Annotated in this window: 20 protein-coding genes; 11 read left to right on the top strand and 9 right to left on the bottom strand. The window is 74.0% G+C overall.

The window, feature by feature from the left end:
• Nucleotides 1–76: 76 nt before the first annotated feature.
• The 6 genes from ACFWIS_RS12935 to ACFWIS_RS12910 form a co-directional block, all read right to left on the bottom strand.
• On the bottom strand, nucleotides 77–793 hold the full coding sequence (locus tag ACFWIS_RS12935) for a ribonuclease H (protein WP_380461521.1): 717 nt from the start codon (nucleotides 791–793) through the stop codon (nucleotides 77–79).
• A gap of 74 nt (nucleotides 794–867) precedes the next feature.
• Nucleotides 868–3096 carry a trehalase family glycosidase gene (locus tag ACFWIS_RS12930; protein WP_380461522.1) on the bottom strand — a complete coding sequence of 743 codons (2229 nt, stop codon included), beginning with the start codon at nucleotides 3094–3096 and terminating at the stop codon, nucleotides 868–870.
• Complete coding sequence (locus ACFWIS_RS12925; RefSeq protein WP_380461523.1) at nucleotides 3093–5114, bottom strand: beta-galactosidase; 2022 nt, start codon at nucleotides 5112–5114, stop codon at nucleotides 3093–3095. The genes ACFWIS_RS12930 and ACFWIS_RS12925 overlap by 4 nt, the downstream gene beginning before the upstream one ends.
• A gap of 10 nt (nucleotides 5115–5124) precedes the next feature.
• The gene (locus tag ACFWIS_RS12920) at nucleotides 5125–5949 is read right to left on the bottom strand and encodes a carbohydrate ABC transporter permease (RefSeq protein WP_380461524.1); all 825 of its coding nucleotides are present in this window, start codon (nucleotides 5947–5949) and stop codon (nucleotides 5125–5127) included.
• Entirely contained in the window at nucleotides 5946–6872 is a 927-nt protein-coding gene (locus tag ACFWIS_RS12915; protein ID WP_380461525.1) for a carbohydrate ABC transporter permease, read from the bottom strand. The genes ACFWIS_RS12920 and ACFWIS_RS12915 overlap by 4 nt, the downstream gene beginning before the upstream one ends.
• A gap of 11 nt (nucleotides 6873–6883) precedes the next feature.
• Nucleotides 6884–8275 carry an ABC transporter substrate-binding protein gene (locus tag ACFWIS_RS12910; RefSeq protein WP_380461526.1) on the bottom strand — a complete coding sequence of 464 codons (1392 nt, stop codon included), beginning with the start codon at nucleotides 8273–8275 and terminating at the stop codon, nucleotides 6884–6886.
• 96 nt (nucleotides 8276–8371) lie between these two features.
• Between ACFWIS_RS12910 and gcvPA the strand changes: the two genes are divergently transcribed.
• From gcvPA to ACFWIS_RS12870, 8 genes are all read left to right on the top strand, one after another.
• Nucleotides 8372–9730 carry an aminomethyl-transferring glycine dehydrogenase subunit GcvPA gene (gcvPA, locus tag ACFWIS_RS12905; RefSeq protein ID WP_380461527.1) on the top strand — a complete coding sequence of 453 codons (1359 nt, stop codon included), beginning with the start codon at nucleotides 8372–8374 and terminating at the stop codon, nucleotides 9728–9730.
• Nucleotides 9727–11319 (top strand): aminomethyl-transferring glycine dehydrogenase subunit GcvPB, encoded by a 1593-nt coding sequence (gene gcvPB, locus ACFWIS_RS12900; RefSeq protein ID WP_380461528.1) that lies wholly within the window; start codon nucleotides 9727–9729, stop codon nucleotides 11317–11319. Before gcvPA ends, gcvPB begins: the two co-directional genes overlap by 4 nt.
• Nucleotides 11316–12440, top strand: a complete 1125-nt coding sequence (locus ACFWIS_RS12895) for an ATP-NAD kinase family protein (RefSeq protein ID WP_380461529.1) — start codon at nucleotides 11316–11318, stop codon at nucleotides 12438–12440. The genes gcvPB and ACFWIS_RS12895 overlap by 4 nt, the downstream gene beginning before the upstream one ends.
• Nucleotides 12441–12562: 122 nt before the next feature.
• Nucleotides 12563–13309, top strand: a complete 747-nt coding sequence (locus ACFWIS_RS12890; RefSeq protein WP_380461530.1) for an SDR family NAD(P)-dependent oxidoreductase — start codon at nucleotides 12563–12565, stop codon at nucleotides 13307–13309.
• A gap of 94 nt (nucleotides 13310–13403) precedes the next feature.
• Nucleotides 13404–14051: a GntR family transcriptional regulator gene (locus ACFWIS_RS12885; RefSeq protein ID WP_380461531.1), complete on the top strand. Its 648-nt coding sequence runs from the start codon at nucleotides 13404–13406 to the stop codon at nucleotides 14049–14051.
• Between the two features lie 129 nt (nucleotides 14052–14180).
• Entirely contained in the window at nucleotides 14181–15047 is an 867-nt protein-coding gene (locus ACFWIS_RS12880; RefSeq protein WP_380461532.1) for a GNAT family N-acetyltransferase, read from the top strand.
• Between the two features lie 262 nt (nucleotides 15048–15309).
• The gene (locus ACFWIS_RS12875; RefSeq protein WP_380461533.1) at nucleotides 15310–15579 is read left to right on the top strand and encodes a hypothetical protein; all 270 of its coding nucleotides are present in this window, start codon (nucleotides 15310–15312) and stop codon (nucleotides 15577–15579) included.
• A 57-nt stretch (nucleotides 15580–15636) separates the two neighbouring features.
• Nucleotides 15637–16809, top strand: coding sequence for a macrolide family glycosyltransferase (locus tag ACFWIS_RS12870; protein ID WP_380461534.1), 1173 nt, complete (start codon nucleotides 15637–15639; stop codon nucleotides 16807–16809).
• A gap of 167 nt (nucleotides 16810–16976) precedes the next feature.
• Here the strand turns inward: ACFWIS_RS12870 and ACFWIS_RS12865 are convergent, their stop codons facing one another.
• On the bottom strand, nucleotides 16977–17696 hold the full coding sequence (locus tag ACFWIS_RS12865) for a dienelactone hydrolase family protein (protein ID WP_380461535.1): 720 nt from the start codon (nucleotides 17694–17696) through the stop codon (nucleotides 16977–16979).
• An 865-nt stretch (nucleotides 17697–18561) separates the two neighbouring features.
• Nucleotides 18562–19206, bottom strand: coding sequence for a TetR-like C-terminal domain-containing protein (locus ACFWIS_RS12860; protein WP_380461536.1), 645 nt, complete (start codon nucleotides 19204–19206; stop codon nucleotides 18562–18564).
• Between the two features lie 127 nt (nucleotides 19207–19333).
• On the opposite strand from ACFWIS_RS12860, the gene ACFWIS_RS12855 reads away from it, so the two are divergent.
• The gene (locus ACFWIS_RS12855) at nucleotides 19334–20551 is read left to right on the top strand and encodes an alpha/beta hydrolase family protein (protein ID WP_380461537.1); all 1218 of its coding nucleotides are present in this window, start codon (nucleotides 19334–19336) and stop codon (nucleotides 20549–20551) included.
• Between the two features lie 103 nt (nucleotides 20552–20654).
• On the opposite strand, the gene ACFWIS_RS12850 is transcribed toward ACFWIS_RS12855, so the two are convergent.
• A complete protein-coding gene (locus ACFWIS_RS12850) occupies nucleotides 20655–23498 on the bottom strand; it encodes an AAA family ATPase (protein WP_380523845.1) in 2844 nt (947 codons plus the stop codon).
• A gap of 455 nt (nucleotides 23499–23953) precedes the next feature.
• Here ACFWIS_RS12850 and ACFWIS_RS12845 point away from each other — a divergent pair, with 455 nt between their 5' ends.
• Both ACFWIS_RS12845 and ACFWIS_RS12840 read left to right on the top strand, forming a co-directional pair.
• The gene (locus tag ACFWIS_RS12845) at nucleotides 23954–24712 is read left to right on the top strand and encodes a hypothetical protein (protein ID WP_380461539.1); all 759 of its coding nucleotides are present in this window, start codon (nucleotides 23954–23956) and stop codon (nucleotides 24710–24712) included.
• The gene (locus ACFWIS_RS12840) at nucleotides 24699–25241 is read left to right on the top strand and encodes a GNAT family N-acetyltransferase (protein WP_380461540.1); all 543 of its coding nucleotides are present in this window, start codon (nucleotides 24699–24701) and stop codon (nucleotides 25239–25241) included. The genes ACFWIS_RS12845 and ACFWIS_RS12840 overlap by 14 nt, the downstream gene beginning before the upstream one ends.
• The last annotated feature ends 272 nt before the right edge of the window (nucleotides 25242–25513 follow it).

The raw sequence follows: 25513 nt of genomic DNA, 5'->3' as shown, positions 1-25513 counted from the left end.
CGCCGAGGAGAAGCAGCCCCCGGCCGCACCGGGCCGCCGCCTGAGTACCCGCACTCAGGCGGCGGCCCGGCGGTGCTCAGGCGTGGGCGGCGGCGCACTCCGGGTGGCCCCAGCTGGCGCCCACCTTGGTGATCTTGTCGCCCTTGGCGTACGGGCGGCTGCACGGGCAGGTGCCCGGGAAGCGGGCGTTCAGGGTGCGCGAGGTGCCGCTGCGCTTGGCGCCGCCGCCGGCGCCGCCGCCGCTGCCGCTTCCGGCGGCGGCGGGGCGGGCGGGGCGGGCCTTGGGCGCCTTGGTGGCCGCGGCCGGGTCGGGCACCGGGAGGTCGGCGGCCGTCCCTGCGGCGGCCTGCTGGGTACGGGCGGCGTCGCTGGCGGCCTGGTCGGCGATGGCGTTCAGCGGGTCGCCGTCCACCTGGTGGGCGGGGACGTACACGAAGGTGACGTCCCGGCCCTCCAGGAGTTCGTCGATCCGCTGGATCAGCTCGCGGTTGGCCACCGGCTTGCCCGCGGCCGTCTTCCAGCCGTTGCGCTTCCAGCCCTTGAGCCACTTGGTGACCGAGTCGCGGGTGTAGGTGCTGTCCAGCCGGACCTCCAGCGGCACGGCCGGGTCGGTGGCGGACAGCAGCTGCTGAAGCGCCGTCAGCTCGCCGATGTTGTTGGTGCTGTGACCGAGCGGCCCGGCCTCCCAGCGCTGGGGCGCCCCGGCGCTGTCCGCGACCACGTAGGCCCACGCCGCCGGGCCCGGGTTGCCCTTGGCCGCTCCGTCACACGCTGCAATGAGTCGTTCCACCATGCCCCCGATCATGCCTGGTCAGGCGGCCCGGAGCCAAAGTGGGTCAGAGCCGAAGCGGGTCAGAGCCGAAGCCGTCAGAGCCGCAGGAGCGGGAGCAGCAGCGCGGCGGACCAGCTGAAGTTGGTGGAGTTGCGACCCGCGCCGGTCAGCGGGTCGTAGTTCTCCCGCACCGGCCCGTCGCCGCTCAGGCCCTCGGCGGCGGCGAGCAGGCGTTCCACCGCCCGGCGGGCGTCCTGGTCCCAGCCGTGCCGGCGCAGGCCCTCGATCGCGAAGTAGGTCTGGTCGAGCCAGGCCAGGCCGCGCCAGTAGCCGGCCGGGTCGAAGGACGGCGAGCTGCGGGCCACGGTCGGGAAGGGCATCGGGGTGCCGAACTCCTTCGGGTCGAGCAGCAGGCTGCGCACCGTACGGGCCTGGGCGGGGGCGGCGCTGCCGGACCACAACGGGACGGCGCCCTCGATGCCCCGGCCGCGGGCGGTCAGTCGGGCGCCGGTGGCGAGGTCGGTGTCATGGAACCAGCCGGTGGCCGGGTCGTACATGGTGGCGCGGATCGCGGCGTCGATCCGCTCGGCCCCGGTGCGCAGCCGCTGCGCGCCGGGGCGGTCGCCGAGTTCGGCGGCGATCAGGGCCAGGTGGCGGTGGTCGGCGGCGAGGTAGGCGTTGAGGTCGACGGAACGCTGGGTGAGCGACCAGCCGAGCAGGGTGCCCCCGGCGTCCCGGTTGGGGACGACGGTGGCGGCGTCGAAGCGCGGGGCGTTGTCCATGCCGGACTCCCAGGCCGCCGCCTGCCGACAGTCCTCGGGGGCGGCGTTGGCCGGGTCGACGGTGGCGCCGTACTCGCACAGGCCCTCGCCGAGGTGGTCCCGGGTGCGGTACCACCAGTCCTGGTAGGCGGTGAGCTTGGGCAGCAGTTCGCGCAGGAAGGCCCGGTCGCCGCTGCGCCGGTACACCTCCCAGACCGCCCAGGCGGCCAGCGGGGGCTTGGAGTTGCGTTCGTTCCAGTTGCCGCCGCCGGTGGACGGGTCGTTGTAGAAGACGCAGTCCGGGACCATGCCGGCGTCCTGGGGGCGGTCGGGCGAGTCCGGTCCGATCTGGTGGTCGAAGACGGCCCGGATCTGGTCGGCGGCCAGGCCGGGGGCGAACAGCGCGGTGCCGACGGCCTGTTTCCAGGTGTCCCAGGCCCAGACGCCGCTGAACCACTTGTCGGACAGCGAGGGGGTGACGGCGTCGTGCCGGATCCGCCCGGCCGGGCTGCGCCAGTTGGTGACCAGGGTCTGCACGCACTTGACGGCGGTGCGGCGCCGGGCGGCGGGGACGCCCTCGGTGGCGCGGGCCAGGTAGCCGGCCCAGCGGGCCCGCCCGGCCGCGGCGGTCCGCTCGGGGGCGCGCAGCGCCACCTCGGCCTCCCGAGCGGCGCGGTCGTACTCCTCGGCGGTGAAGGTGTAGCTCTCGGTCCAGTCCAGGGTGCGGCTCGCCCCGGGCGACAGCCGTACGGGGTCGGTGAGTTCGGTGCGGTGACCGTCGCCACTGAGCGTGATGCGGACCGGCTGGGCGTGCCGGACGGCGAACCGCTCGGTGCCGTCGGTCAGGTAGTCCCAGGTCCGGCGGACCTTGGCGAAGCCCACCTCGATGCCGCGTTCGCCGGCTCGCAGGTTTGGCGCGTCGCGCTGGGGGCCGTCGGCGGGGCGCAACAGGGTGCCGGTCCAGGCGACGGCCAGGGTGCGGGCGGCTCGGCCGGTGTTGGCCAGGCGGGCGCGGAGCAGGGCGGTGCGGTTGCCGGCGAAGCGCAGTTCGAGGGTGAGGGTGAGGCCGTCGCCGAGCGCGTAGGACTGGCGGAGCAGTCCGGGCAGGGCGGTGAGGGCGGGGGCGCCGCCGGCGCTGAGGTCCAGGGGTTTGCCCCGTTCGGTGAGCTGGAGGCGGGTGAGGCCGTCGCTGAGCCACCAGGGGTACTCCTGGGCGAGGTACAGCGGGCCGGTGAAGCCGCCTGACTGGTCGCCCGGGCGGGGCAGGGCGTAGGCGTGCCAGGCGCCGAGGTCGGCGAAGACGGTGATCGGGTTGTTGTCGCCGGGGTAGGCCTGGGTGGGGGTGCCGTGCAGGTCGAGGACGTCGGCGTAGCGTTCGGCGTCCAGACTCTCGGCGTCCAGGCTCTCGTCGTCCAGGTTCTCGCCGTCCAGGTTCTCGTCGTCCGGCTTCCGGGCGTCCGGCTTCTCGTCGGGCTGGGCGGCGTGGGCGGGCGGTGCGGCGAGGGTGCCGGTGGCCGTCAGGGCGGAGGCGGCCAGGAAGCGGCGGCGGGTCAGCGGGTTCATGCGCGCTCCCCGGGGGCTGGCAGGCGGAGGACGGCGGCGCCGAGCGGGGCGAGGGTGAGGGCGGCACCGCTGGCGGCGCCGGTGAGCAGGTCGGTGCCGGGGCGCTCCAGCGGCACCCGGCGGTCGGCGGGGCCGTGGTTGAGCAGGAAGAGGTACTCGGTGCCGTCGGCGGCGCGGCGGCGGGTGGCCTCGACGCCCTCGGGCAGTCCGGGCAGTTCGGGGCCGGCGCCGGCCTCGGCGAGCGGCAGGTCGAGCACCCGGGCGACGTCCGGCCCGAGGTGGCAGCCGAGGTACCAGGCGCTGCCGGCGCCGTGCCGGTGGCGGGTGACGGCGGGGCGGCCGGTGAGTTCGCCGGAGGTGTAGCGGGCGAGGGTCTCGGCGCCCTCGGGTTCGATCCACTCGCTCCAGTGCACGGCGTGCAGGTCCTGGTCGTCGAGCCGTACGGAGGTGGTCCCGCCGTCCGGGATCGGCCAGTGCTCGTCCACGACCAGGCCGAGCAGTCCGCGCAGCGGGCCGGGGTGGCCACCGGGGTGGATGTGGTCGTGCCGGTCGGTGATGCCGCTGAAGGGGCCGCAGACCAGTCGGCCGCCGTCGTGGACGTAGGCGGTGAGGCGGTCGGCGGTGGCGGTGTCGAGCAGGTAGAGGTTGGGGGCGATCAGCACCCGGTAACCGTCGTACGGCGCGCTGGGCGGGAGGAAGTCGACGGTGGTGCCGCGCCCGTGCAGGGCGGCGTACCAGGGGCGGAGCAGGTCTAGCCAGCGCATCCGGACTGAGGGGTGGTCGTCCAGTTCCAGCGCCCACCAGCTGTCCCAGTCGAGCAGGATCCCGACCTGGCCGCGGAGCCGGCTGCCCGCGACCTCGCCGAGGCGGCGCAGTTCGGCGCCGAGGGCGACGGTCCGGTGCCAGCCGTGCGCGGCGGTGCCCCGGTGCGGCAGCATCGCGCTGTGGAACTTCTCGGCGCCGGCCACCGAGGCGCGCCACTGGAAGTGCAGCACGCCGTCGGCGCCGCGGGCCAGCGCCTGGAGCGACCAGAGGCGGTACAGGCCGGGGCGTTTGGGGACGTTCACCGGGCGCCAGCTGACCGCGGAGGGGGCCTGTTCCATCAGCAGCCAGGGCCGGCCGGCCTTGAGGGAGCGCATCAGGTCGTAGTTCATGGCGGCGTTGACGTGGGCGTACGGGTCGGCCGGGTCGGGGTAGGCGTCGTCGGAGACGAAGTCCTCGTGCCGGCTCCACTCCCAGTAGTCGAGGGCCTTGAGCATCGACATGAAGTTGGTGGTGACCGGCACCCCGGGCGAGAGTTCGTCGAGGACGGCCTTCTCGGCGCGGTGCAGGGCTAGCAGGGCGTCCGAGCAGAACCGACGCCAGTCCAGCAGCTGGGTGGGGTTGACCGGGCCGGGTGCGGCGCGCGGCGGCTCGACCTGCTCGAAGGAGTCGTACCGCTGGGACCAGCAGGCCGTGCCCCAGGAGCGGTTCAACTCCTCGACGGTGCCGTGGCGTTCACGCAGCCAGCGGCGGAAGTCGGCGGCCGACCGGGCGCAGAAGCACTCCTGGACGTGGTCGCCGTACTCGTTGTGGATGTGCCACAGGGCGAGCGCGGGGTGGTCGTGGTAGCGCTCGGCGAGCCTGCGGGTGAGCAGGACGGCGGCGGCCCGGTAGACCGGGGAGGAGGGGCAGTAGTGCTGACGGGAGCCGAACTCCAGCCGGACGCCGTCGGCGGTGACGGGCAGCAGCTCGGGGTGGGCGCGGACCAGCCAGGCGGGCGGGGAGGCGGTGGCGGTGGCCAGGTCGACGGCGAGGCCGTGCCGGTGGGCGAGGTCGAGCAGCCGGTCCAGCCAGCCGAAGTCCCAGCTGTGGGCGTCGGGTTGGAGCCGGGCCCAGGAGAACACGCCGACGGTGACCAGGTTGACCCCGGCCTCGGCCATCAGCTTGACGTCCTCGGCCCACACCTCCTCGGGCCACTGCTCGGGGTTCCAGTCCCCGCCGTACAGCAGGCCGGGCACGCGGGTGAGTCGGTCCATGCGGGTGTCATCATCCCTTCAGGGCGCCGCCGAGCAGGCCGGCCACGAACTGCCGCTGAAAGAGCAGGAAGAGCACCATCAGCGGGAGGGTGGCCAGGAAGGAGCCCAGCATCAGGCCGGAGTAGTCGACGTGGGTGAGCCCGGTCAGCGTGTTGAGCGCGACCGGGACGGTGTACCTGTCCTGGGTGTTGAGCATCAGCAGCGGCCAGATGAAGCTGTTCCACTGGCCCATGAAGGTGAAGATGACGAGAGCCCCCAACTGCGGCCGTACGCACGGCAGGACGATCCGGTAGAAGGTGCGCAGCTCGCCGGCGCCGTCGATCCGGGCGGACTCCAGCAGTTCGTCGGGGAAGTCCAGGAAGCTCTGGCGCATCAGCAGGATGCCGAAGGAGTTGGCGAGGAAGGGCAGGATGACGGCCTGGTAGCTGTCGATCCAGCCGAGGCTGGCCATCATCTGGAACAGCGGGACCAGCAGCACCTGGAGCGGGATCATCATGGTGGCCAGCACCAGGCCGAGCAGCAGGCCGCGGCCGCGGAAGCGGTACTTGGCCAGCCCGTAGCCGCACATGGCGGACAGCAGCGAGCTGAGCAGGGTGTGCACGACGGCGATGCCGAGGCTGTTGAGCATCACCCGGCCGAAGCCGATGCTCTGCTGGAGGTGCGCCAGGTTGCGCAGCAGTTCGCCGCCGGGCAGGAACGGCGGTGGGGAGTGGAAGAGTTCGGAGCTGCTGTGGGTGGCGGCGATCAGCATCCAGGCGAAGGGCAGCAGGCTGACGACGGCGCCGAGGGCGAGCAGGGTGAGCACGGCGGCGCGGCCCAGGAGTCTTCCGCTCATCGGCGGCGTTCCCTTCCGTAGAGCCGGAACTGCAGCAGCGAGACCGCGGCGATGATCAGCACCACCGCCCAGGCGATGGCGGCCGCGTAGCCGAAGTCCAGTTGCTGGAAGCCGACCTTGTACAGGTAGACCACCGGGGTGAGGGTGGCGTCGCCGGGGCCGCCGCGGGTCAGCACGTAGTTCTCGTCGAAGAGTTGGAGGGTGCCGATGGTGGAGGTGATGACGCAGAACAGCACCACCGGCCGCAACTGCGGCAGCACCACCCCGGTGTAGGTGCGGACGGTGCCGGCGCCGTCGAGGGCGGCGGCCTCGTACTGGTCACGGCCGATCGCCTGGAGTCCGGCCAACAGGATCACGGCGTTGTAGCCGGTCCACCGCCAGGTGACCGAGCCGATCAGTGAAATCCTCGCCCAGGTGGGCGAGTTGAGCCAGTCGACCGGGCCGAGGCCGAGCGCCTGGAGGGCCTGGTTGGCGAGGCCGCCGTCGGTGCGCAGCAGCACCTGGAAGACGACGGCGTAGGCGACCAGGGTGGTGATCGCGGGCAGGAAGAAGACCGCCCGCCAGCCCGAACGGAAGCGCAGCCAGGACTGGTTGAGCAGCACCGCGAGCACCAGGGCGAGACCGATCATCACCGGCACCTGGACGACGAGGATGAGCCCGGTGTTGGCCAGGGAGTGCAGGAAGGCCGGGTCGTCCAGCAGCCGGCGGTACTGGTCGAGGCCGACGAAGACGTCCACGCCGTCGCGGCGGGCGGTGAGGCTCTGGTAGAGGCTGGCACCCAGGGGGTAGGCGAAGAACAGGGTGAACAGGGCGGCGGTGGGGCCCGCGAACAGCCAGGCGGCGGTGCGCGGGCGGCGGTGCCCGCGGGCCCGGGCGGCGCGGGCGGCGGGCTTGCCCAGGGTGGCCGGGGCGCTGCTGGTCATGGCGCCCGCCCCTAGGTGACCGTGGGGCGGCCGGTCGCGGTGGCGATCTGTCGGGCGGCGGAGCGCAGCACGGTGCCCGGGTCGGCGCCGTTGTGGAGCACCTGGTTGACGGCGGTGGTGACGATGTCGCCGGCCTTGGAGTCGTCGGAGGTGCGCTCGACGCCGGGGATGGTGCGGGCGAGGTCGGCGAACAGCTTCATCGCGGGCTGGCCGCCGTAGTAGGGCGAGGGCTGCTGGAAGTACGGGTCGTCCAGGGCGGGGAGGTAGGCCGGGAAGAGGCCTTCGTGCTGCATCATCGAGGCCTGATTGGCCTTGTCGGCGAGCAGGTGGGAGAGGAAGGCCCAGGCCGTCTCCGGGTTGCCGCTCTGGGTGGTGACGCACAGGGTGGAGCCGCCGCTGTTGGAGGTGCGGCTGCCGCCGGGGGTGAAGGCGGGGAGCGGGACGACGCCGAACTTGCCGGAGAGGTCGGCCATGTCTCCGGTGAGGGTGCCGTCCCACCAGGCGGCGATGGGGGTGGTGGCGGCCTTGCCGTCGTGGGTGGCGGAGACCAGGCCGTCCCAGCCGTCCTCGAAGTCGACCAGGCCGCGGTCGACGAGCTGTTTCAGCAGGGTGAGCGCGCGCTCGGCGGCGGGGGTGGCGACGGCCACCTTGCCGTCGGTGAACCAGGACTGGCCCTGCTGCTGGAGGAGTTGGGCGAACACGCTGTCCTTCTTGGCGTCCAGGATGAGCAGCTTCCTGCCGGTGGCGTTCTTCAGGGTCGTGCCGGCGGTGAGGTAGTCGTCCCAGGTGGCGAGGCCGGCGGGGTCGATGCCGGCCTGCTGGAAGTGGTCCCGGCGGTAGAACAGGGCACACGGCCCGCTGTCCCAGGGCAGCGCGAAGACCCGGCCCTTGGCATCGGTGACGGTGCGCCAAGTGGACTCGGCGAACTGGGGCTTGAGGCCGGCGGCCCGGCTGCTGAGGTCGACCAGGGCGTTCGGGAAGTTGCCGAGGTAGCTGGGGAGCCGGCTGCCCTCGACGGTGAGGATGTCGGGCAGTCCGCTGCCGGCACCGAGGCCGACGGTGATCTTGTCGTAGGCGTTGTCGTAGCCGATGTCGACGACGTCGACCATGGTGCCCGGGTGGGCCTGTTCGAAGGTCTTGCCGAGGCGCTGCATGGCCTTGGCCGCGACGTCCCAGGACCAGACGGTGATCTTCCCGCCGACGGTGGCGCTCGGGCTGCCGCCGAGCTGCCTGGCACTCGGCCCGCCGGCCCCGCCGGTGGCGCAGCCGGTGGCCCCGGTCAGCAGCAGGGCGCCGCCCGCGAGTCCGGCGCCGAGTAGCCGGCGGCGGTCCAGTCCCGGGCCGGATCCGCGGTGTCCGTAGGTGAGTTGGGGGTCTTTTCCGGGCCGGGTTGGTGCGGACATCTTGCCTCCCGACTGGTGAATGCCGAATGCTGTATACAGAACTCAGCATGCACAGTGCCGTCAAGGCTTCCGACCGAAATCGCGGAAGGTGACAGGATGCCCGCACGCGTTCCCCGGACCCACCCGTACATCCCCAACTCGGCCCCGGACGTACGAGATTCGATGCTGGCGGCGATCGGCGCCAAGGACGTCGAGGAGTTCTACGCCGACATCCCCGCCGCGCTCCGGCTCGACCGCCCGCTGCGGCTGCCCGCCCCCTTCGAGTCCGAGGCCCGGCTGGTGGCCCACCTGGAGGAACTGCTCTCCCGCAACTCCGCCGTACCTCCCGGCCGTTCCTTCCTCGGCGCGGGCTGCTACCGGCACCACGTGCCCGCCGTGGTCGACGAGATCGTCAACCGCAGCGAGTTCCTCACCGCCTACGCCGGGGAGCCGTACGAGGACCACGGACGCTTCCAGGCACTGTGGGAGTACCAGTCGCTGATGGCCGAACTGCTGGCCGTCGACGTCGTCAACGTGCCGACCTACGACGGCTTCCAGGCCGCCGCCACCGCGCTGCGGATGGCCGGCCGGGCCACCGGGCGACGCCGGCTGCTGCTGGTCGGCGAGATCGACCCGGACCGGGTGTCCCGGATCCACGACTACGTCCAGGGCGTGCACCCGGTGCAACCCGTCCCCGCCCGGCCGGAGGCCGTCCGGGTCGCACTCGCCGACGGCGACGTGGCCGCCGTCTACGCCCAACTGACCGACTTCAGCGGCCGGATCGACCCCGAGCTGCCGGAGTACGTCGAACTCGCCCACGCGGCAGGCGCATTGGCCGTGGTGCACGCCAACCCGATCAGCCTCGGCGTGCTCGCCCCGCCCGCCCGGCACGGCGCCGACCTCACCTGCGGCGACCTCCAACCGCTCGGCATCCACCCGAGCTACGGCGGCGGCAACGCGGGCTTCATCGGCTCGGCGGACGACCCGCGCCTGGTCGCCGAGTACCCGAGCCGACTGTTCGGCCTCACCCCGACCGAGGTGCCCGGCGAGTACGGCTTCGGCGACGTCGCGTACGAGCGCACCTCCTTCGCGCTGCGCGAGGAGGGCAAGGAGTGGGTCGGCACCGCTGCCGCCCTGCACGGCATCGCCGCCGGGGCCTACCTCGCCCTGATGGGCCCGCACGGCATGCGCGAGGTCGGCGAGACCGTCCTCGCCAACACCGCCTACGCCCGGCAGCGCCTCGCCCGGGTGCCCGGGGTGGACCTCGCCGACCCGCAGGCGGTGCACTTCGCCGACTTCACCGTGCGCTACCCCGGCGGCCCCGGCGCCACCGAGGTCGCCGCCGCCCTGCTCGCCCGCGGCCTGCACGGCGGCACCCCGGCCGGGCCGCACGAGGGCCGCTACTGCGTCACCGAGCTGCACACCCAGGCCGACATCGACCAGCTCGCCGACGCGCTTGAGGAGATCGTGAAGTGACGGAGCATCAGAACACCACCGGAGCGCGGATCTCCCCCAAGCCCGCCCTGCGCCGCTTCCACCAGGCCCGCTGGGACGAGAAGCTGGTCTTCGAACTCGGCGCCCCCGGCGAGCGCGGCGTGCTGCCGCCGCTACCCGAGCCCGGTGTCACCGCCGCCGTCGGCGATCCGGCCGAGCAACTGCCCGCCGCGCTGCGCCGCACCACCCCGGCCGCACTGCCCGAACTCGGCCAGCAGCAGGTGCTCCGGCACTACCTGCGGCTCTCCCAGGAGAACCTGGGCGCCGACCTCAACGTGGACGTCGGCCAGGGCACCTGCACCATGAAGTACAGCCCCAAGGTCAACGACACCTTCGTCCGGGACCCCCGGATCGCCGCCCTGCACCCCGCCCAGGACCCCTCCACCGTCCAGGGGGTGCTCGAACTCGCCCACCGCCTGGAGCAGTTGCTCAAGGAGATCTCCGGCATGGACCGGGTCAGCCTGCAGCCCGGGGCCGGCAGCGCCGCGATCTGGACCAACGTCTCGGTGATCCGCGCCCACCACGCCGCCCGCGGCGAGGCCGCCCAGCGCGACGAGATCATCACCACCGCCTTCTCCCACCCCTCCAACGCCGCCTGCGCCAAGACCGCCGGGTTCAAGGTGATCACGCTCCATCCGGACGCCGACGGCTACCCCGACATCGAGGCTTTGCGCGCCGCCGTCGGCCCCCGCACGGCCGCCCTGCTGATCACCAACCCCGAGGACACCGGCATCTACAACCCGCGGATCGCCGAGTTCGTCCGGATCGTGCACGAGGCCGGCGGCCTGTGCGCCTACGACCAGGCCAACGCCAACGGCATCCTGGGCATCACCCGGGCCCGCGAGGCGGGCTTCGACCTGTGCCACTTCAACCTGCACAAGACCTTCTCCACCCCGCACGCCTGCGGCGGCCCGGCGGCCGGCGCCTGCGGGGTCACCGCCGAGCTGGCCCGCCACCTCCCGGGCCCCACCGTCGAGTTCGACGGCGAGCGGTACCGGCTGGACGACGCACGGCCGGAGTCGATCGGCAAGATCCGCCCCTACCTCGGCGTCGTCCCCAACCTGGTGCGCGCCTACGCCTGGATCATGTCGCTCGGCGCCGAGGGCCTGCGCACCGCCGCCGAGACCGCCGTACTCAACAACAACTACCTGATGCACCGGGTGAAGCAGATCCGCGGCGTCAGCGTCCCGTACGCCGAGGGGCGGCCGCGGGTCGAACAGGTCCGCTACAGCTGGCAGCGGCTCAACCAGGACACCGGCCTGCACAGCGAGGAACTCGGCTACCGCGCCGCCGACTTCGGCACCCACTACTGGACCAGCCACCACCCGTACCTCGTCCCCGAGCCGATGACCCTGGAGCCCACCGAGTCCTACTCCCGCGCCGACCTGGACGAGTACGCGGCGATCCTCGCCGAGGTGGCCCGCGAGGCCTACGAGGAGCCGGAGACCGTCCGCACCGCGCCGCACCGCTCCACCGTGCACCGGATCCGGCACGAGCCGCTGGACGACCCGGACGTCTGGGCCGTCAGCTGGCGCGCCTACCGCCGCAAAGTCCTCGGCGAGCAGCCGTGACCGGACCACTGGTCGGGCTGGTGGTCAACCCGGTCGCCGGACTCGGCGGCCGGGTCGGCCTCAAGGGCAGCGACGGCGCCGACGTCCAGCGGCGGGCGCTCGCCCTCGGGGCCCGCCCCGAAGCCCTGCACCGGGCCGAATTGACGCTCGATCAGCTTCAGGGGGTCGAACTGATCACCGTGGCGGGATCGATGGGCGCGGCGGCGGCCGCCGCGGTCGGCCGTACCGCGCGGGTGGTGCACCGACCGTCCGGTACGTCCACCACCGCCGCCGACACCCGGGCCGCGGTGCGCGCCCTGGTCGCGGCCGGCGCCGGACTGTTGCTGTTCTGCGGCGGCGACGGCACCGCCCGGGACGTCCTGGACGCCCTCGGCCCTGACCCCCGGGTGCCCGTGCTCGGCATCCCGGCCGGGGTCAAGATGCACTCCGGCGTCTTCGCCGTCCACCCCCGCGCCGCCGCCGAGGTGGCGACCGCCTGGGCGCGCGGCGCCGCCCGGCTCGAAGCCGCCGAGGTGGTGGACCGGGACGAGGTGGCGCTGCGGGCGGGCCGGATGCACACCCGGCTGTACGGCCGGCTGACCGTCCCGGTCCTGCCCACCCGCGTCCAGCAGCGCAAGACCGGCAGCGGCGGCCCCGACCCGTCCACGATCGACGGGATCGCCGCCGAGGTCGCCGACCGGGTCGGGCCCGACGGGCTGCTGCTGCTCGGTTCCGGCAGCACCACCCACGCCGTCGCCACCGCGCTCGGCGCCCCCGGCGTCAGCCTCACCGGCGTCGACCTGCTCCGACTACGGCCCGACCGGCCACCCCTGGTCCTGCTCCGGGACGCCCGCGCCGACCAGCTGCGCGACCTGCCCGGCACCCCCTGGACGGCCCTCTCCCCCATCGGCGGCCAGGGCTTCCTGCTGGGCCGCGGCAATCAGCAGCTCACCCCCGAACTGCTGCGCGCCACCGGCCGGGAACGCCTGCTGGTCCTCGCCACCGAGGCCAAGCTCGCCGCCCTCGCGGGGCGCCCGCTGCTGCTGGACACCGGCGACCCCCGGCTGGACGATGCCCTCTCCGGGCACGTCCGGGTGATCACCGGCCGGCACTCCAGCGCCGTCTACCGCCTCACTCCCTGACCGCCTGACCGCCTGGCCTCCGCACTCCCTGACCGCCTCACTCCTGACCTTCCGAACCGCCGACCAGCCGCCCTCCGACCGTCCGAACCGCTGACCGCCCGAACCCCTGCAGAGGAGCCCCCATGATCGACCTCCACGGCAAGCGCGCCCTCGTCACCGGCGCCGCCTCCGGCATCGGCCGGGCCACCGCCGCCCTGCTCGCCGAACTCGGCGCCGCCGTCGTCCTCGTCGACCGGGACGCCGACCGCGGCGAGCAGGCCGCCAAGGAGACCGGCGGCACCTTCGTCCACTGCGACGTCGCCCGGCGCGCCGACTGCGAGCGGGCCGTGCGCACCGCCGTCGCCCGGTACGGCGGCGTGGACGTGCTGTTCAACAACGCGGGCATCATCCGCCGCTCCACCGTCACCGAGATCACCGACGAGGACTGGGACTTGGTGATGGCCGTCAACGTCCGCTCGATCATGCTGCTCAGCGGCCTGGTCGTCCCGCTGATGGCCGCCAACGGCGGCGGCAGCATCATCAACACCGGCTCCGGCTGGGGCATCAAGGGCGGCGGCCGGGCCATCTCCTACTGCGCCTCCAAGGGCGCCGTGGTCAACATGACCCGGGCGATGGCCATCGACCACGGCCCGGACAACATCCGGGTCAACTGCGTCTGCCCCGGCGACACCGACACCGGCATGCTCGCCGAGGAGGCTCGCCAACTCGGCGAGAGCGCCGAGGCGTTCTACGCCGAAGCCGCCGACCGCCCGCTCGGCCGGATCGGCCGGCCCGGGGACATCGCCCGCACCGTCGCCTTCCTGGCCAGCGACGCCGCCGCCTTCATCAGCGGCGCCGTCATCCCCGTCGACGGAGCCGGAACCGCCTGACCGGCCGCGCCGTCCGGCCTGACGAGGCGTCCGGCCTGACGAGGGGTCGGACGGCGGCCGGTACTCTACGGGACGAACGAGGAAGGGAAGCCCGATGGCGATCGAGCGGCGCCCGCTGCGCGAGCAGGTGAAGGACGAACTGCTGGAGCAGCTCGGCCGCGGCCGGTTCACCCCCGGCGAGTCGATCAACGAGGTCCAGCTCGCCGACGAACTGGGCGTCAGCCGGACCCCCCTGCGCGAGGCGCTGATCAGCCTGGAACGCGAGGGCATCATCACCAGCGAGCGCGGCAAGGGCTTCCGCTTCGCCCCCACCGGCAGACAGGAGTTCCTCGACCTCACGGCCATCGTGATCGCCCTGGAGTCGCTCGCCCTGCGCACCTCCGACCCCGCCCACCTGTCCGCGATCGCCCCCCGGCTGCTCGCCGAGGCCCACGCCTTCTCCGCGCCCCAGGCCCCGCACGGCACCATCGAGCGCTACGACGACGCCTGGCACGCCCTGCTGCTCTCCGGCTGCGCCAACACCCGGCTGCGCGAGATGATCGACTCGCTGAAGCTCACCCTGCACCGCTACGAGCGGGTGGTGGTCGGCGACCACGAGATCCTGGAGCGCGCCGCCGAGGAGCACGAACGGATCGCCCAGTGCCTTCTGGACGGCGACATCGAGCAGGCGGTCGTCGCGCTGGAGGCCAACTGGACCAGCGGGATGGAGCGCATCCTGGAACGCCTGGTGGGCACGCGTTAGGCGTGAGGCGCACGGGGTTAGGCGCGAGGAGTTCGGCGCGAGGCCGCCCTAGAGCCTGTCTCCTCGGTGGGGCCGGTGCGGCGGTTAATGGGTTGCGGGGTTCCCGGGCGGGGGTGTCGGATCCCGGGCATGACAATTGTGCTGGGGACGCCGGCCGTGGCCGGGGTGCGCGAGGCCATGGGCGCGCTGCGGGAGTGGCAGTGCGACGGAGCGCCGATGCAGCTGCATGCGGGGGACATCGGCTGGAACCACCGCTTCGGAATGTCCGAGACGGCCGCGGTGGTGCGGACCTGGAGCCGGGGCGGACGGATTCTCGCCGTCGGGATGCAGGACACCCCGACACTGCTGCGGATGACGGTCGCCCCCGACGCCTTCCGGGACGAGGACCTCGCGCGGCGGCTGGTCGCGGACGTCTCGCTGCCCGAGCGCGGTGTGCTGCCGGAGGGGGAGGTGGCCATCGAGGCGCCGTCGGGCCTGCTGCTGCACGACCTGCTGACCAAGGAGGGCTGGGGCGTCGACGAGCCGTGGACGCCGCTCTTCCGCGACCTCACGGAGCCGGTGGAGGACCCCGGCGTGCGGATCGAGACGATCGGCCCCGAGCGGGCACAGGACTTCGCCGAGGTCCTGCGGTCGGCGTTCGGCACCTCGCGGCCCACGCGCGAGTACTGGCACCGGATGGCGGCGGGACCGTTCTACGACGACGCCCGCTGCCTGGGCGCCTACGACGAGCGGGGCGAGCCGGTGGCGGTGGTCACGGTCTGGTCGGCCGGCCCGGGGAGGCCGGGGCTGGTCGAGCCGATGGGCGTCCACGCGGCCCACCGCGGCCGCGGGTACGGCCGAGCGATCACCCTCGCTGGGGCGGTCGCGCTACGGGAGGCGGGCTCGTCGAGCGTCCGGGTGTGCACCCCGAGCTCCAACGTCGGTGGCGTCGCCACCTACAAGGCGGCCGGGTTCGGGGCGAGGCCGGAGGTTCGCGACCGGATCCGCACGGCCTGAGGCGGGTGCTGCTGCCGGCCGGTACGTGGCCGGTGGCGGCACCCGCCTCAGGGGTGGGCGAAGAGAAGTGGTGCGGTGGGCCAGGGCCCAGGTGCGTTCGGCCTCGAAAGCCACGCAGGAGCCGCCGACGTGCGGCCTGGCCGGGTACTCCAGGCCGCACGCCTGCGGCCCGGAGGCGCACACTGGCGTTCAGCTTCACCCACCCCTGCGTCGAGGCGCCCCACGCCTCCTGGACCCACCTCGCCGACGGCGCTGCCGCCGGGTGGTCGGCGACTACCTCGCCGAGGGGTTCTGGCGCTCCACCGACCCGCAGGCCGTCCGCCGAGCGGGCAACGGGCACCGGACGCTCTCCCGCTACCTCACCGCACTGCTCGGCGCCGGCTTCGCGCTGGAGGCCGTCGCCGAGCCCGCGCCGACCGCGGAGATGACGGGCCGCCAGGCCCAACGCGCCGGACTGCCACCGTTCCTGGTGATCAGCGCCCGCGCGCTCACCCTTCCCGCCACCCGCCTGCGGGCCCGGTTGTCAAGTTGACGTAACGTCAGACCTTGATGGCAGCAAGCGTGACGACGTACGAGAAGAGGTACCGACATGACCAACCCAGCACACATCGCCATGGTGAACATCCCGGCCCACGGCCACGTCAACCCCAGCCTGGACGTGATCCGGGAGCTGGTCGCCCGCGGCCACCGAATCAGTTACGTGAACGACCCGTCGTTCGCCGAGCAGATCGAGGCCACCGGTGCCCGGTTCGTGCCGCATGACACGGGCCTGACGGTCCTCCAGGGGGCGGCGGTCGCGCCCGGGACCAATGTGCACGGCATGATCTTCGACGAGGCGCAGGCGATGCTGCCGCGGCTGCGGGAGGTGTTCGAGGACGACCGGCCCGACCTCGTGCTGTACGACTTCATGGCGTACGCGGGGCGGGTGCTGGCCGACGACTGGGGCGTGCCGTCCCTGCTGGTCTCGCCGTCCAGGGTCGCCCGGGGGGACTTCGACGCGGAGCCGTTCCGGACGATCATGAAGGCCCTGGAGGCGGACGGTGTCACGGAGCGCTTCACGCGGTGGCTGGCCGACAACGGGGTGGCGCCCCGCGACATCTTCACCTACATGATGCGGCCGGACCGCGGGATCTCGCTGATCCCGCGGGCGCTCCAGTCCGGGATCGAGGAGGTCGACCCCGAGGTCTTCTCCTTCGCCGGTCCCTGCCTGGACAACCGGGAGCACCAGGGGAGTTGGACCCGGCCGCAGGGCGCGGAGAAGGTGCTGCTGGTCTCGCTCGGCTCCGCGTTCACCCACCAGCCCGCCTTCTACCGCGCCTGCCTGGAGGCCTTCGGCGACCTGCCCGGCTGGCACGTCGTGCTCCAGGTCGGCAAGGCGACCGACCAGGCCGAGCTGGGCCCGATCCCGGCCAACGTCGAAGTGCACCCGTGGGTGCCGCAGCTCGCGGTGCTGCAGCAGGCCGACGCGTTCATCACCCACGCCGGGATGGGCGGGTGCAGCGAGGGCCTGTACTGCGGGCTGCCGATGGTCGCGGTGCCGCAGGCCGCCGACCAGTTCGAGAACGCGGACCGGCTGGTCGAACTCGGCGTCGCCCGCCGCGTGGACACCGACCAGGCCAGCGCCACCGCGCTGCGCTCCGCCGTACTGGAGCTGACCTCCGACCCGGCGGTGGCGGCCCGGCTGGCCGAGCTCCGCACGGAGGTCCGGGCGGACGCCGGTGCGTCCAGGGCCGCTGACCTGGTCGAGGCCGCGCTGGTCTGACCGTGCTGACGGCCCGGCCGGGCTGAGGGCCTGACCGCGCCCACGGCCTGACCGCGCCCACGGCTTGACCGGGCCCACGGCCTGATCACACGTCCGCCACCGCCCGCCATGCCGGGCGGTGGCGGAGGTCACCGGTTACCGTCGGCCGCCGGTGCGGCGGCCCGGCGTCACTTCAGGTGCCGGTCGTAGAACCGGCCGCCGTCCTCCAGCTCGAACCACGGGGTGCCGACGTGCCCGCCCAGGTTGGCGTGCATCGTCTTCTCCTTGCTGCCGAAGGCGTCGAAGAGGTCCAGGGCCCGCTGCCGGGGGTTCCCCTCGTCGTCCCACTGGAGCAGGAACAGCAGCGGGATGGTGACCTGCCGGGCCTCCTCGCGCTGGGCGCGGGGCACGTATCCGCCGGCGAAGAGGCCGGCGGCCGCGATGCGCGGATCGGCTACCGCCAGCCGGATGCCGAGGGCGGCCCAGCCCGAGTAGCCGACCGGGCCGGCGAGTTCGGGCAGTTCGAGCAGGGCGTCCAGGGTGGTGCGCCATTCCGGGACGGCGCCTTCGACCAGTGGGCCGACGAGGGATTCGAAGATCTCGTCGACCGGTTCGCCGGCCTGCATCGCCTTGCGGAGGTCGGCGCGGGCCTGGTCGGCCGCGGCGGAACGGGGCCGGTCGCCGCACCCGGCGGCGTCGATGGTGGCCACGGCGTAGCCCTGCGCGGCGGTGTGCCGGGCCCGGGCGACCAGCCGTGGCTCGCGTCGGGGCAGGCCGTTGTTGTGGGCCATAAGGATCAGCGGGGCGGGTGCGGATCCGGTCGTCCACAGGCTGCCGGGGGTCTCGCCGAGGGTGAATTCGCGTTCGAGGACGCCGTCGTCGTGGCGCTGCTCGGAAGTGAACTGCATGGTCGTGCCTTTCGGGAGTGCACTGGAACGGCGCTCCCGGACGACCTACCGCCCGACCGTGACCCCGGAGGGGAGCACCCATGTCGTTACTGCGTTCACGGGTACCACCTCCTCGTTCTCTCGCACGGCCTCCGGAAAGGTAGCACCGGTCATCCGGGGCCGCCAAAGGGTTTTCCGCGTGGCCGACCGGGGCCCGCTCGCCTCGACCTCCACCTGGCGCACAGCCAGGTAAGGCTTATCTTGCGTTCCGCTCGCCTGGCTCCTCGCCGCGCTGGCCGGCATCGGCGTCGCCGCCTACCACCCGCCCGCCACCAAGCAGGCCCGCACCGCCGGCGGACAGTCCCAGCGGGCGATGAGCCTGTTCTCCGTCGGCGGCACGCTCGGCGCCTCGCTGGCACCGGCGCTGGTCACCCTCGTGGTCGGCTCCTACGGCCTGGGCGGCAGCTGGCTGCTCGCCGTCCCGGCACCGGCCACGGTGGCCCTCGCGCCCTCCGTGGCGGTTGCCCTGGCCGGGGCCGCGGCATTCGGACGGGCGATGTTCCTGCCGTTCGCCCCGCAGGTGACGCTCGCCCAGGACTACCTGCCCGGCCGGCCCGGCACCGCCAGCGGACCGACCCTCGGACTCGCCGTGTCCGTCGGCGGCCTCGCCGCGCCCGCGCTCGGCGGGCCGGCCGACGCCCACGGCCCGCGGACCGTCCTCGCCCTGGTCCTCGGCGTCCTGGCGGTCGCCCTCGCCTGCGCGCTGCGCCTGCGCGACCGGGTGCTGCCGCCGCCGGTCCCGGAGCAACTGCCCGAGCCGGTGACCGGGGCTGCGGCGGCCGGCGGGCGTCAGGGCCGGCCCGGCGGATCGAGCCCGCCGCGCGCGTCAGGCCCGGAAGGCGGCGAGCAACTTGTCGGTGAGGCGGTCCAGGTAGTCGGGGGCGGTCGGAGTGTGGACGACCGCGAGGCGCCAGTAGAGCGGGCCGGCGAGCAGGTCGAGGGCGAGCTCGCGGTCGACGTCGGCGGGGAGTTCACCGCGGCCGACCGCCCGCTCCAGGAGTTCGGTGGCCTTGCCGCGGCGGGTGTCGCGGACGGCGGCGAACAGCGCCTCGGCCAGTTCGGGCGTGCGCCCGCCTTCGGCGATCAGGTCGGGGATGATCCGGGCGGGCAGCGGCTGGTTCAGCGCGCCGGCGACGTCGGCGAGGAAGGCCAGGACGTCACCGCGCAGGGTTCCGGTGTCGATGGTGCCGGAGGCGTCGACGGCGACGGCGGAGACCAGGTCGACGGTCATCTCCAGCTTGGACGCCCAGCGGCGGTAGATGGCGGCCTTGCCCGCGCCGGCCCGTTTGGCGACCGCCTCCAGGGACAGCCGGGCGTAGCCGACCGCCGCGAGTTCCTCGAAGAAGGCGGCGGCGATCGCCTCGGTGACCGAGTCCTGGAGGACCGGCCCGCCGGGCAGCCTGCGGGCGGCAGACCGGCCGGGCGCGGAGGCGGGGGTCGGCGGCTGGGGCGCTGCGGAAGAGCTGGGCATGCCGCCGAACCTACACGAGGCGGAACGGTTGCGTCTCGACTGGGCGGGGTCTATCGTCGATCCCGAAGGCGAGACGGACCCGTTCCGTCTCGACTAATGGTTCCGTCTCAACCACCCGGGGTGCACCATGCGATTCCTGTACGAGGACGAGTCCTTCTCCTTCGAGGCGCTGCGCGCGGTCGGCTTCGCCAACGACGGCGGCGCCGACCTGGGCGAGGTCCTGACCACCCTCCGCAAGGTCGGCGAGGGCGACGAGGAGGCCTGGCTGCGCGAATGGAAGGGCACCGCGCAGCGCGTCCACACCGTCGGTACCAGCGCCCTCGCCGCCGGCCACCGGGTCAGCGCCCGCGAGGCCCTGCTGCGCGCCTCGAACTACTACCGCACCGCCGAGTTCTACCGCCGCGACGACCCCGCCCACGACCCCGAGGTCAAGAACCTCTCCGCGCTCTCCCGCGAGACCTTCGCGACCGCCGCGGGGCTCCTGGACACCCCGGTCGAGGCCGTCCGCATCCCCTACCAGGACACCACCCTGCCCGGGTACCTCTTCCTCGTCGACGACTCCGGCCTCCCCCGCCCGACCGTCGTCTTCACCGGCGGCTTCGACTCCACCCTGGAAGAGGCCTACTTCGTCATCGGCGCGGCCGCGCTGCGCCGCGGCTACAACGTGCTGGCGTACGACGGACCCGGCCAGGGCGCCGTCCTGCGCGAACAGGGGCTGGTCTTCCGCCCGGACTGGGAGGCCGTGGTCACCCCGGTGGTCGACTACGCGCTCACCCGCCCCGAGATCGCCCCCGACCGGATCGCGCTGTTCGGCTACAGCCTCGGCGGCTACCTCGCCGCCCGCGCCGCCGCCCACGAACACCGGCTGGCCGCCCTGGTCCTGGACGACGGCCTCTACGACTACCACGAGGCCCACACCCGGCTGATGCCGCCGTTCCTGAGCGAGTGGGTCGAGACCGGGCGCGACGACCTGGCCGAGCCCGTCCTGGCCCTGCTCATGCAGGCCGGCACCAAGCTCCGCTGGGCCCTGCGCAACGGCGTGTGGACCTTCGGCGCCGACTCCGTCGCGGACTACCTCCGCAAGACCGCCGACTACACCCTCGACGGCGTCGCCCAGCTCATCGACTGCCCCACCCTCGTCCTGGACGCCGAGGACGACCAGTTCTTCCGCGGCCAGCCCCAGAGCGTCGCCGCCGCGCTGACCTGCCCCCACACCCTGGCCACCCTCCCCGAGGCCGAGGGCGCGGGCGAGCACTGCCACATGGGCGCCATGGCACGGTTCCAGCAGGTCACCTTCGACTGGCTCGACACCACCCTCGCCCCGGCCGCCGGGCCCTCGGCCTGATCCATCGGGGCCGGGCTCCGGTCATCCCCGCCCCCGGTCGAGGGCGACCGGCCGACGGCGACCGACCGCCCTCGATCAGCCGCCCTCGATCAGCCGCCCTCGATCAGCCGCCCTCGGCCAACGCGCCGAGGGCGGCGCCGAGTTCGGTGCGGCGAGTGATCCCCAGCGCCGCGTAGGTCTGGTACAAGTGCGCGCCGACGGTCCGGTGCGAGATGAACAGGCGCTCGGCGATCTGCTTGTTGGTGAGCCCGGAGGCGGCGAGCCGGGCGATCTCCAACTTCTGCGCGCTCAGCCCGTGCTGACCCGACCCGTCGGGTTCGGCCACGGCGAAGCCGGCCGCCCGCAGTTCCGTTCTCGCGCGGTCCGCCCAGGGGCGGGCGCCCAGTTCCTCGAAGGTCGCCAGCGCGGCGCGCAGCGGCGTCCTGGACTCGGTCGTCGCGCGGGCCCGGCGCAGCCGTTCGCCGTGGGCGAGCCGCACCCGGGCGTGGTCGAAGCGCCAGCGCTCGCCGCCGTGGGTCTCCAGGGCCAGGGCGAAGAGGCGCAGCGCCTCCTCGTCGTCCTCGGCGCACAACGCGGCCGAGGCCTCCACCAGCATGGCGTGCCGGGAGGAGACGGCGGCGATGCCGGTCTCCCGCATGGCGCGGACGTGCGCGGCGGCCTCCTGCCGCCGGTCGCTGCGCACGCCGGCCTCCACCAGGTGCGCGGCCACCCAGAGCGCGTGCGGGACGTGCGAGCGGAGGGTGCCGGCCGGGCTGACCGCCTCGGCGTGCTGGTAGGCGAGCGCGAAGTCCGCGCTGCCCAGGGCCGCGACGGCCGCGGCGTGGTGCGCGTAGTGCCCGGCGCAGGGCGCGCCGTGGCGGTCGGCCCAGCCGATGACCGCGCCGGCCGTCGCGAGGCTCTCGTCGGTGTGGCCCCGGGCGCCCAGGACGATGGCCTCGATGTACCGGAAGTACCAGGCGAAGGCGCTGTACCCGTGGTCCTCGCAGGCCCGCAGGCCCTCCCCGGCGAGGTCGAGCGCCTCGTCCCAGGCGCCGGTGAGGTAGTCGTCCAGGCAGAGGTGGATGAGGGCGGAGATGTAGCGCCGGGCCGGGCCGCCCTCGCGGCCGCTGCGCACCACCTGCCAGGCGGGTTCGCGGACCTCGCCGAGGCGGTCGAGGTAGAGGGCGCCGGTGCCGACCCGGGTGGTCCGCACCGGGTCGGCGCCGTCCCCTTCCCGGGCCCACTCCGTGTCCCGGGCCCGCTCGCTCCCGTCGGTCAGCGAGGCCGTGAGGGCGTCCAGTTGCCGGTGCGCGTCCGCGCCGGTGCGGGCGGGGTCGGAGAACGTCCGCCCCAGGACGGTGAGGATGGCCGGGGGCTCGGGGGTGAGGAGTTCCAGGGCCCGGTGGTAGGAGCGCCAGAGGTCCTCGTGGGCGCCGAAGAAGCAGATCACGGCGAGGACGTGCAGCGCGTCGACGAGCGCCTTGTCGTCGGCCCGGTACCGGTGGGTGCCGGCCGAGGTCTCGACGGCGGAGGTCAGCAGCCGGTGGGCGGCGGCCACGTCGCCGTCGCCGTTGAGCAGCAGCAGGGCCGAGGCCGTGGCGGAGTGCAGGGAGTCCTCGCCGGCCGGGGCGGCCTGCCGGGCGTCGTCCAGCAGGCGGCGGGCGCTGCCGAGGGCTCCGGTGGACTCCGCCCCCAGGTAGGCGGCCTCCCCGAGGCGGCGTCCCCGGTCCGGGCCCTCCGGGGTGAGCTCGGCCGCGCGGACCAGGGTGCGCATCGCCCCGGCGGCGTCACCCCGGCGCAGGGCGAGGCCGGCGGCGTGCTCCAGCACCGCCGCGACCTCCTCGTCCGGTTCCAGGGTGGCCTCGCCGAGGTGCCAGGCGTGGCGCTCGGGCCGGTCGGCCAGGGCGGCGGCCAGCGCCGCGTGGGCGGCCCGCCGTTCGCGGCTCGGGGCCCGCCCCACCACGGCGGAGCGGATGAGTGGGTGACGGAAGGCCAACCTCTGCTCGCCCTCCTCGATCCGGACCAGGCGCTCGCGCTCCACCGGCGCGAGGTCGTCCAGGCCGGGGCCGCCCCCGGGGTGGCGGGCGGCGGCCTGCAGCACCCGGAGGTCGCCGGTCCCCTCCAGGGCGGCGAGCAGCAGCAACTGCTGGGAGGCGGCGGGCAGGCCGGTGACCCGGGAGCCGAACAGCGCCTCCAGCCGGGTGCTCAGGGACGGCACCGCGGGAGACTCCGCGGTGCCGGGCCGCAGGGCGGTGGGCAGTTCCAGGAGGGCCAGCGGATTGCCGCCCGCCTCGGTCAGCAGCCGCTGGTGCGCGGCCCGGGAGAGCCCGGGGAACCGGCTCCGCAGCAGGCGGCCGGCCGACTCCTGGTCCAACGGCGGCAGGTCGTACGGGGGCAGGTCGTACGGCGGCAGGGTGCGGCCGTCGTCCGCCCCCGGCTCGCCGGGGCGCGCCGCCGCGACCAGGCTGACGCCCAGACCGGGCACCCGCCGGGCGACCGAGCCGAGCACCGCGGCGCTGGCCCGGTCGACCCAGTGCAGGTCGTCGACGACGAACAGCAGCGGCCCGCCGTCGGCGATCGTCTGGAGCAGCCGCACCACGGCGTTGGCCACCAGCAGGTGTTCCGGCGCCGGCCCTGGCGCGAAGCCGAGCGCCACCCGCAGGGCGTCCCGCAACGCGTCGTCAAGCTGCTCCAGCGCGCTCAGGAACGGGAAGAAGGCCTGGTTGAGGCCCGAGTATCCGCAGTGGGCCTCGAACTCCACGCCGGAGGCCCGGAGCACCCGGGCGCCGTCCGCGAGCGCGGTGGCCGCCAGCGCGTCCAGCACGGCGCTCTTGCCGACCCCGGCCTCCCCGGACAGCAGCAGCGCCCCGCCGCCCTCGCCCAGCCGCAGCCGATCGCCGAGCCGCCGCAGGTCGTCGTCCCGTCCGACCAACGAGCCCCCGGGTCCCGGAACGCCTTCGTCCGCCACCGCCGTCTCCCCTCCCCGAGGACCGCTCACCCACCCACACCCAGCAGCCGGATCCACCGAGGAAACCCCCGCACCGGCCTGAACGCCCTGGTCAGGTCCAGTATGACCGACCCGGAAGGGCCCGCTGCGCACTGGACCGCACGGCGCCCGGGCCGCCGTGCGACCGGACCGGGCGAGCCCTCGACCCGGCGTCCGACCGACTCTGGCAGCACAGCGGCTGGACCCGCGAGTCCACCGACCTCGCCCTGCCCTACGGCCCCGTGCCGTCCCGCCCCAGACCGTCGGCCGGCTGCGCCGCCGCTCGCCGGTGGCGGGCGCCACCTGCCGCTCCCGGTCCTCTCGGTGTGACGGGCTTCCACCGGTTCCACCGGTGACCTCCACAAGCCGCCCGCTCCGGCAAAGGAACGTCCCCCGGCTCCGGCCGTTCCCGGGCTCACCTGGCAGGATCTGCCGCCATGACGCACTACGGGACGCCCGGAACACCCGGGACGCCGGTTGCCGGGCAGTCGCACCGCCGGAACGGCCGGGCCGGTGCCCGGCCGGAGAAGCGGGGGAAGAACGACGCGCCGTGGCCACGGCGGCCGTTGCTGACGGCGTTGTGGATCCCGGCGGCGGCCGTGCTGATGCCGTTGGGTGGGGCGCTGGGGGCGTTCGGGGCGTGGTTCTTCGTCCCGTCGCTGGCGTTGGTCTTCGCCGGGGGGATCGGCCTGATCTACGCCGTGTTGTGCCTCTGCCAGTCCACGGTGCTGCGGTGTCTGGCGCTGGCGCCGCTGCTGGCGCCGCTGCTCGCGGTGCCGCTGATGAGCATGAACACCGTCCAGTCCACCGTGCTGTCGATGCGCGGCACCACCCACCCGGGCACGGTCGCCGCCGTCCGGGTGAGCCACGGCAAGACCACCAGCTACTCGTGCGCCGTGCGCTACGACGGCGCCCCGGGGCGCACCGAGTCCGTCAGGTGCGGGTCGGGCGACACGGTGGGCGAGCGGGTCTCCGTCACCGAGGATCCGGACGGCCTGGTGGAGCCGGAGTTCACCGACCTCGCGGAGAACCCGCGGTTCGACCTCGCCATGGTGGGCACCGCCGACGCCTCGCTGGTGGTGATCGCCGGTGTCGCGTCCGGCGTCGGTGCCCTGCTGTACCTGCTGCGCCGGCACCGGAATTCCGTTGCGGGGGCACCGGCCCGGCGGACATCATCCCCGGATGGAACTGGCTGAGCAGGAAATCGTCCTGGGTGAGGTGACACTGCGCCGTTTTCGCGGCGAGGCGGACCTCCCCGAGTTCTTCCGGGTCATCGAGGAGTCGCTGGAGCACCTGCGGCCCTGGATGCCGTGGGTCGCCGAGCACAGTCTGGCGAAGACCACCGAGTTCCTGGCCGAGCGGTCGGCGCTGTGGGAGAACGGCACGGACTTCACCTACGCGATCCTGCTGGACGGAGCGATCGTCGGCACCTGTGGACTGTTCCGGCGGGCGGACACCCCCGAGGACGGCCGGGAGATCGGCTACTGGCTGCATCCGGCCGCCACCGGCCGCGGCGTCGCCACCCGGACCGCCCGGGCGCTCACCGAGCAGGCCTTCCGGCTCCCCGGCGTGGCCTTCGTCGAGATCGTCCACGACCCGGCCAACCGGGCCAGCGGCGCCGTCCCGGCCCGGCTCGGCTTCACCCGGCACCTGCGCCGCCCGTCCGAGGCCATCGCCCCGGCGGAGACCGGCGAGGAGCTGATCTGGCGGCTCCACCGCGCCTGACGAGCCCGAAGGGGGCCCGACGGTCCGCTTCCGTGGGGGTGGCGTACGGACCGCCGGGCGGCGCCGGACGGACGGGACGATCCGGTCGGGCGCCGTGGGAACGAACGCGGCCGGAGACTCCCGTCCTCCGCGCGGAGCGCCCCATCTCGAACCCCGCGTGCCGGCCGCACACCCTCTGCCGCGGCCTTGCGCGTTCGTTCCCACGCCCAGGAGAGCGCTCGACGGGCGGTCGGATAACACTTTTCTGCTCCGGCTTCTCCTCCGGCCTCGTC

It is taken from the genome of Kitasatospora sp. NPDC127060 (assembly GCF_042724935.1).
In the GTDB taxonomy this organism is placed as follows: domain Bacteria; phylum Actinomycetota; class Actinomycetes; order Streptomycetales; family Streptomycetaceae; genus Kitasatospora.
The sequence above is the reverse complement of the archived record's forward strand: the minus strand, read 5'-3'. Positions and strand labels throughout refer to the sequence as shown.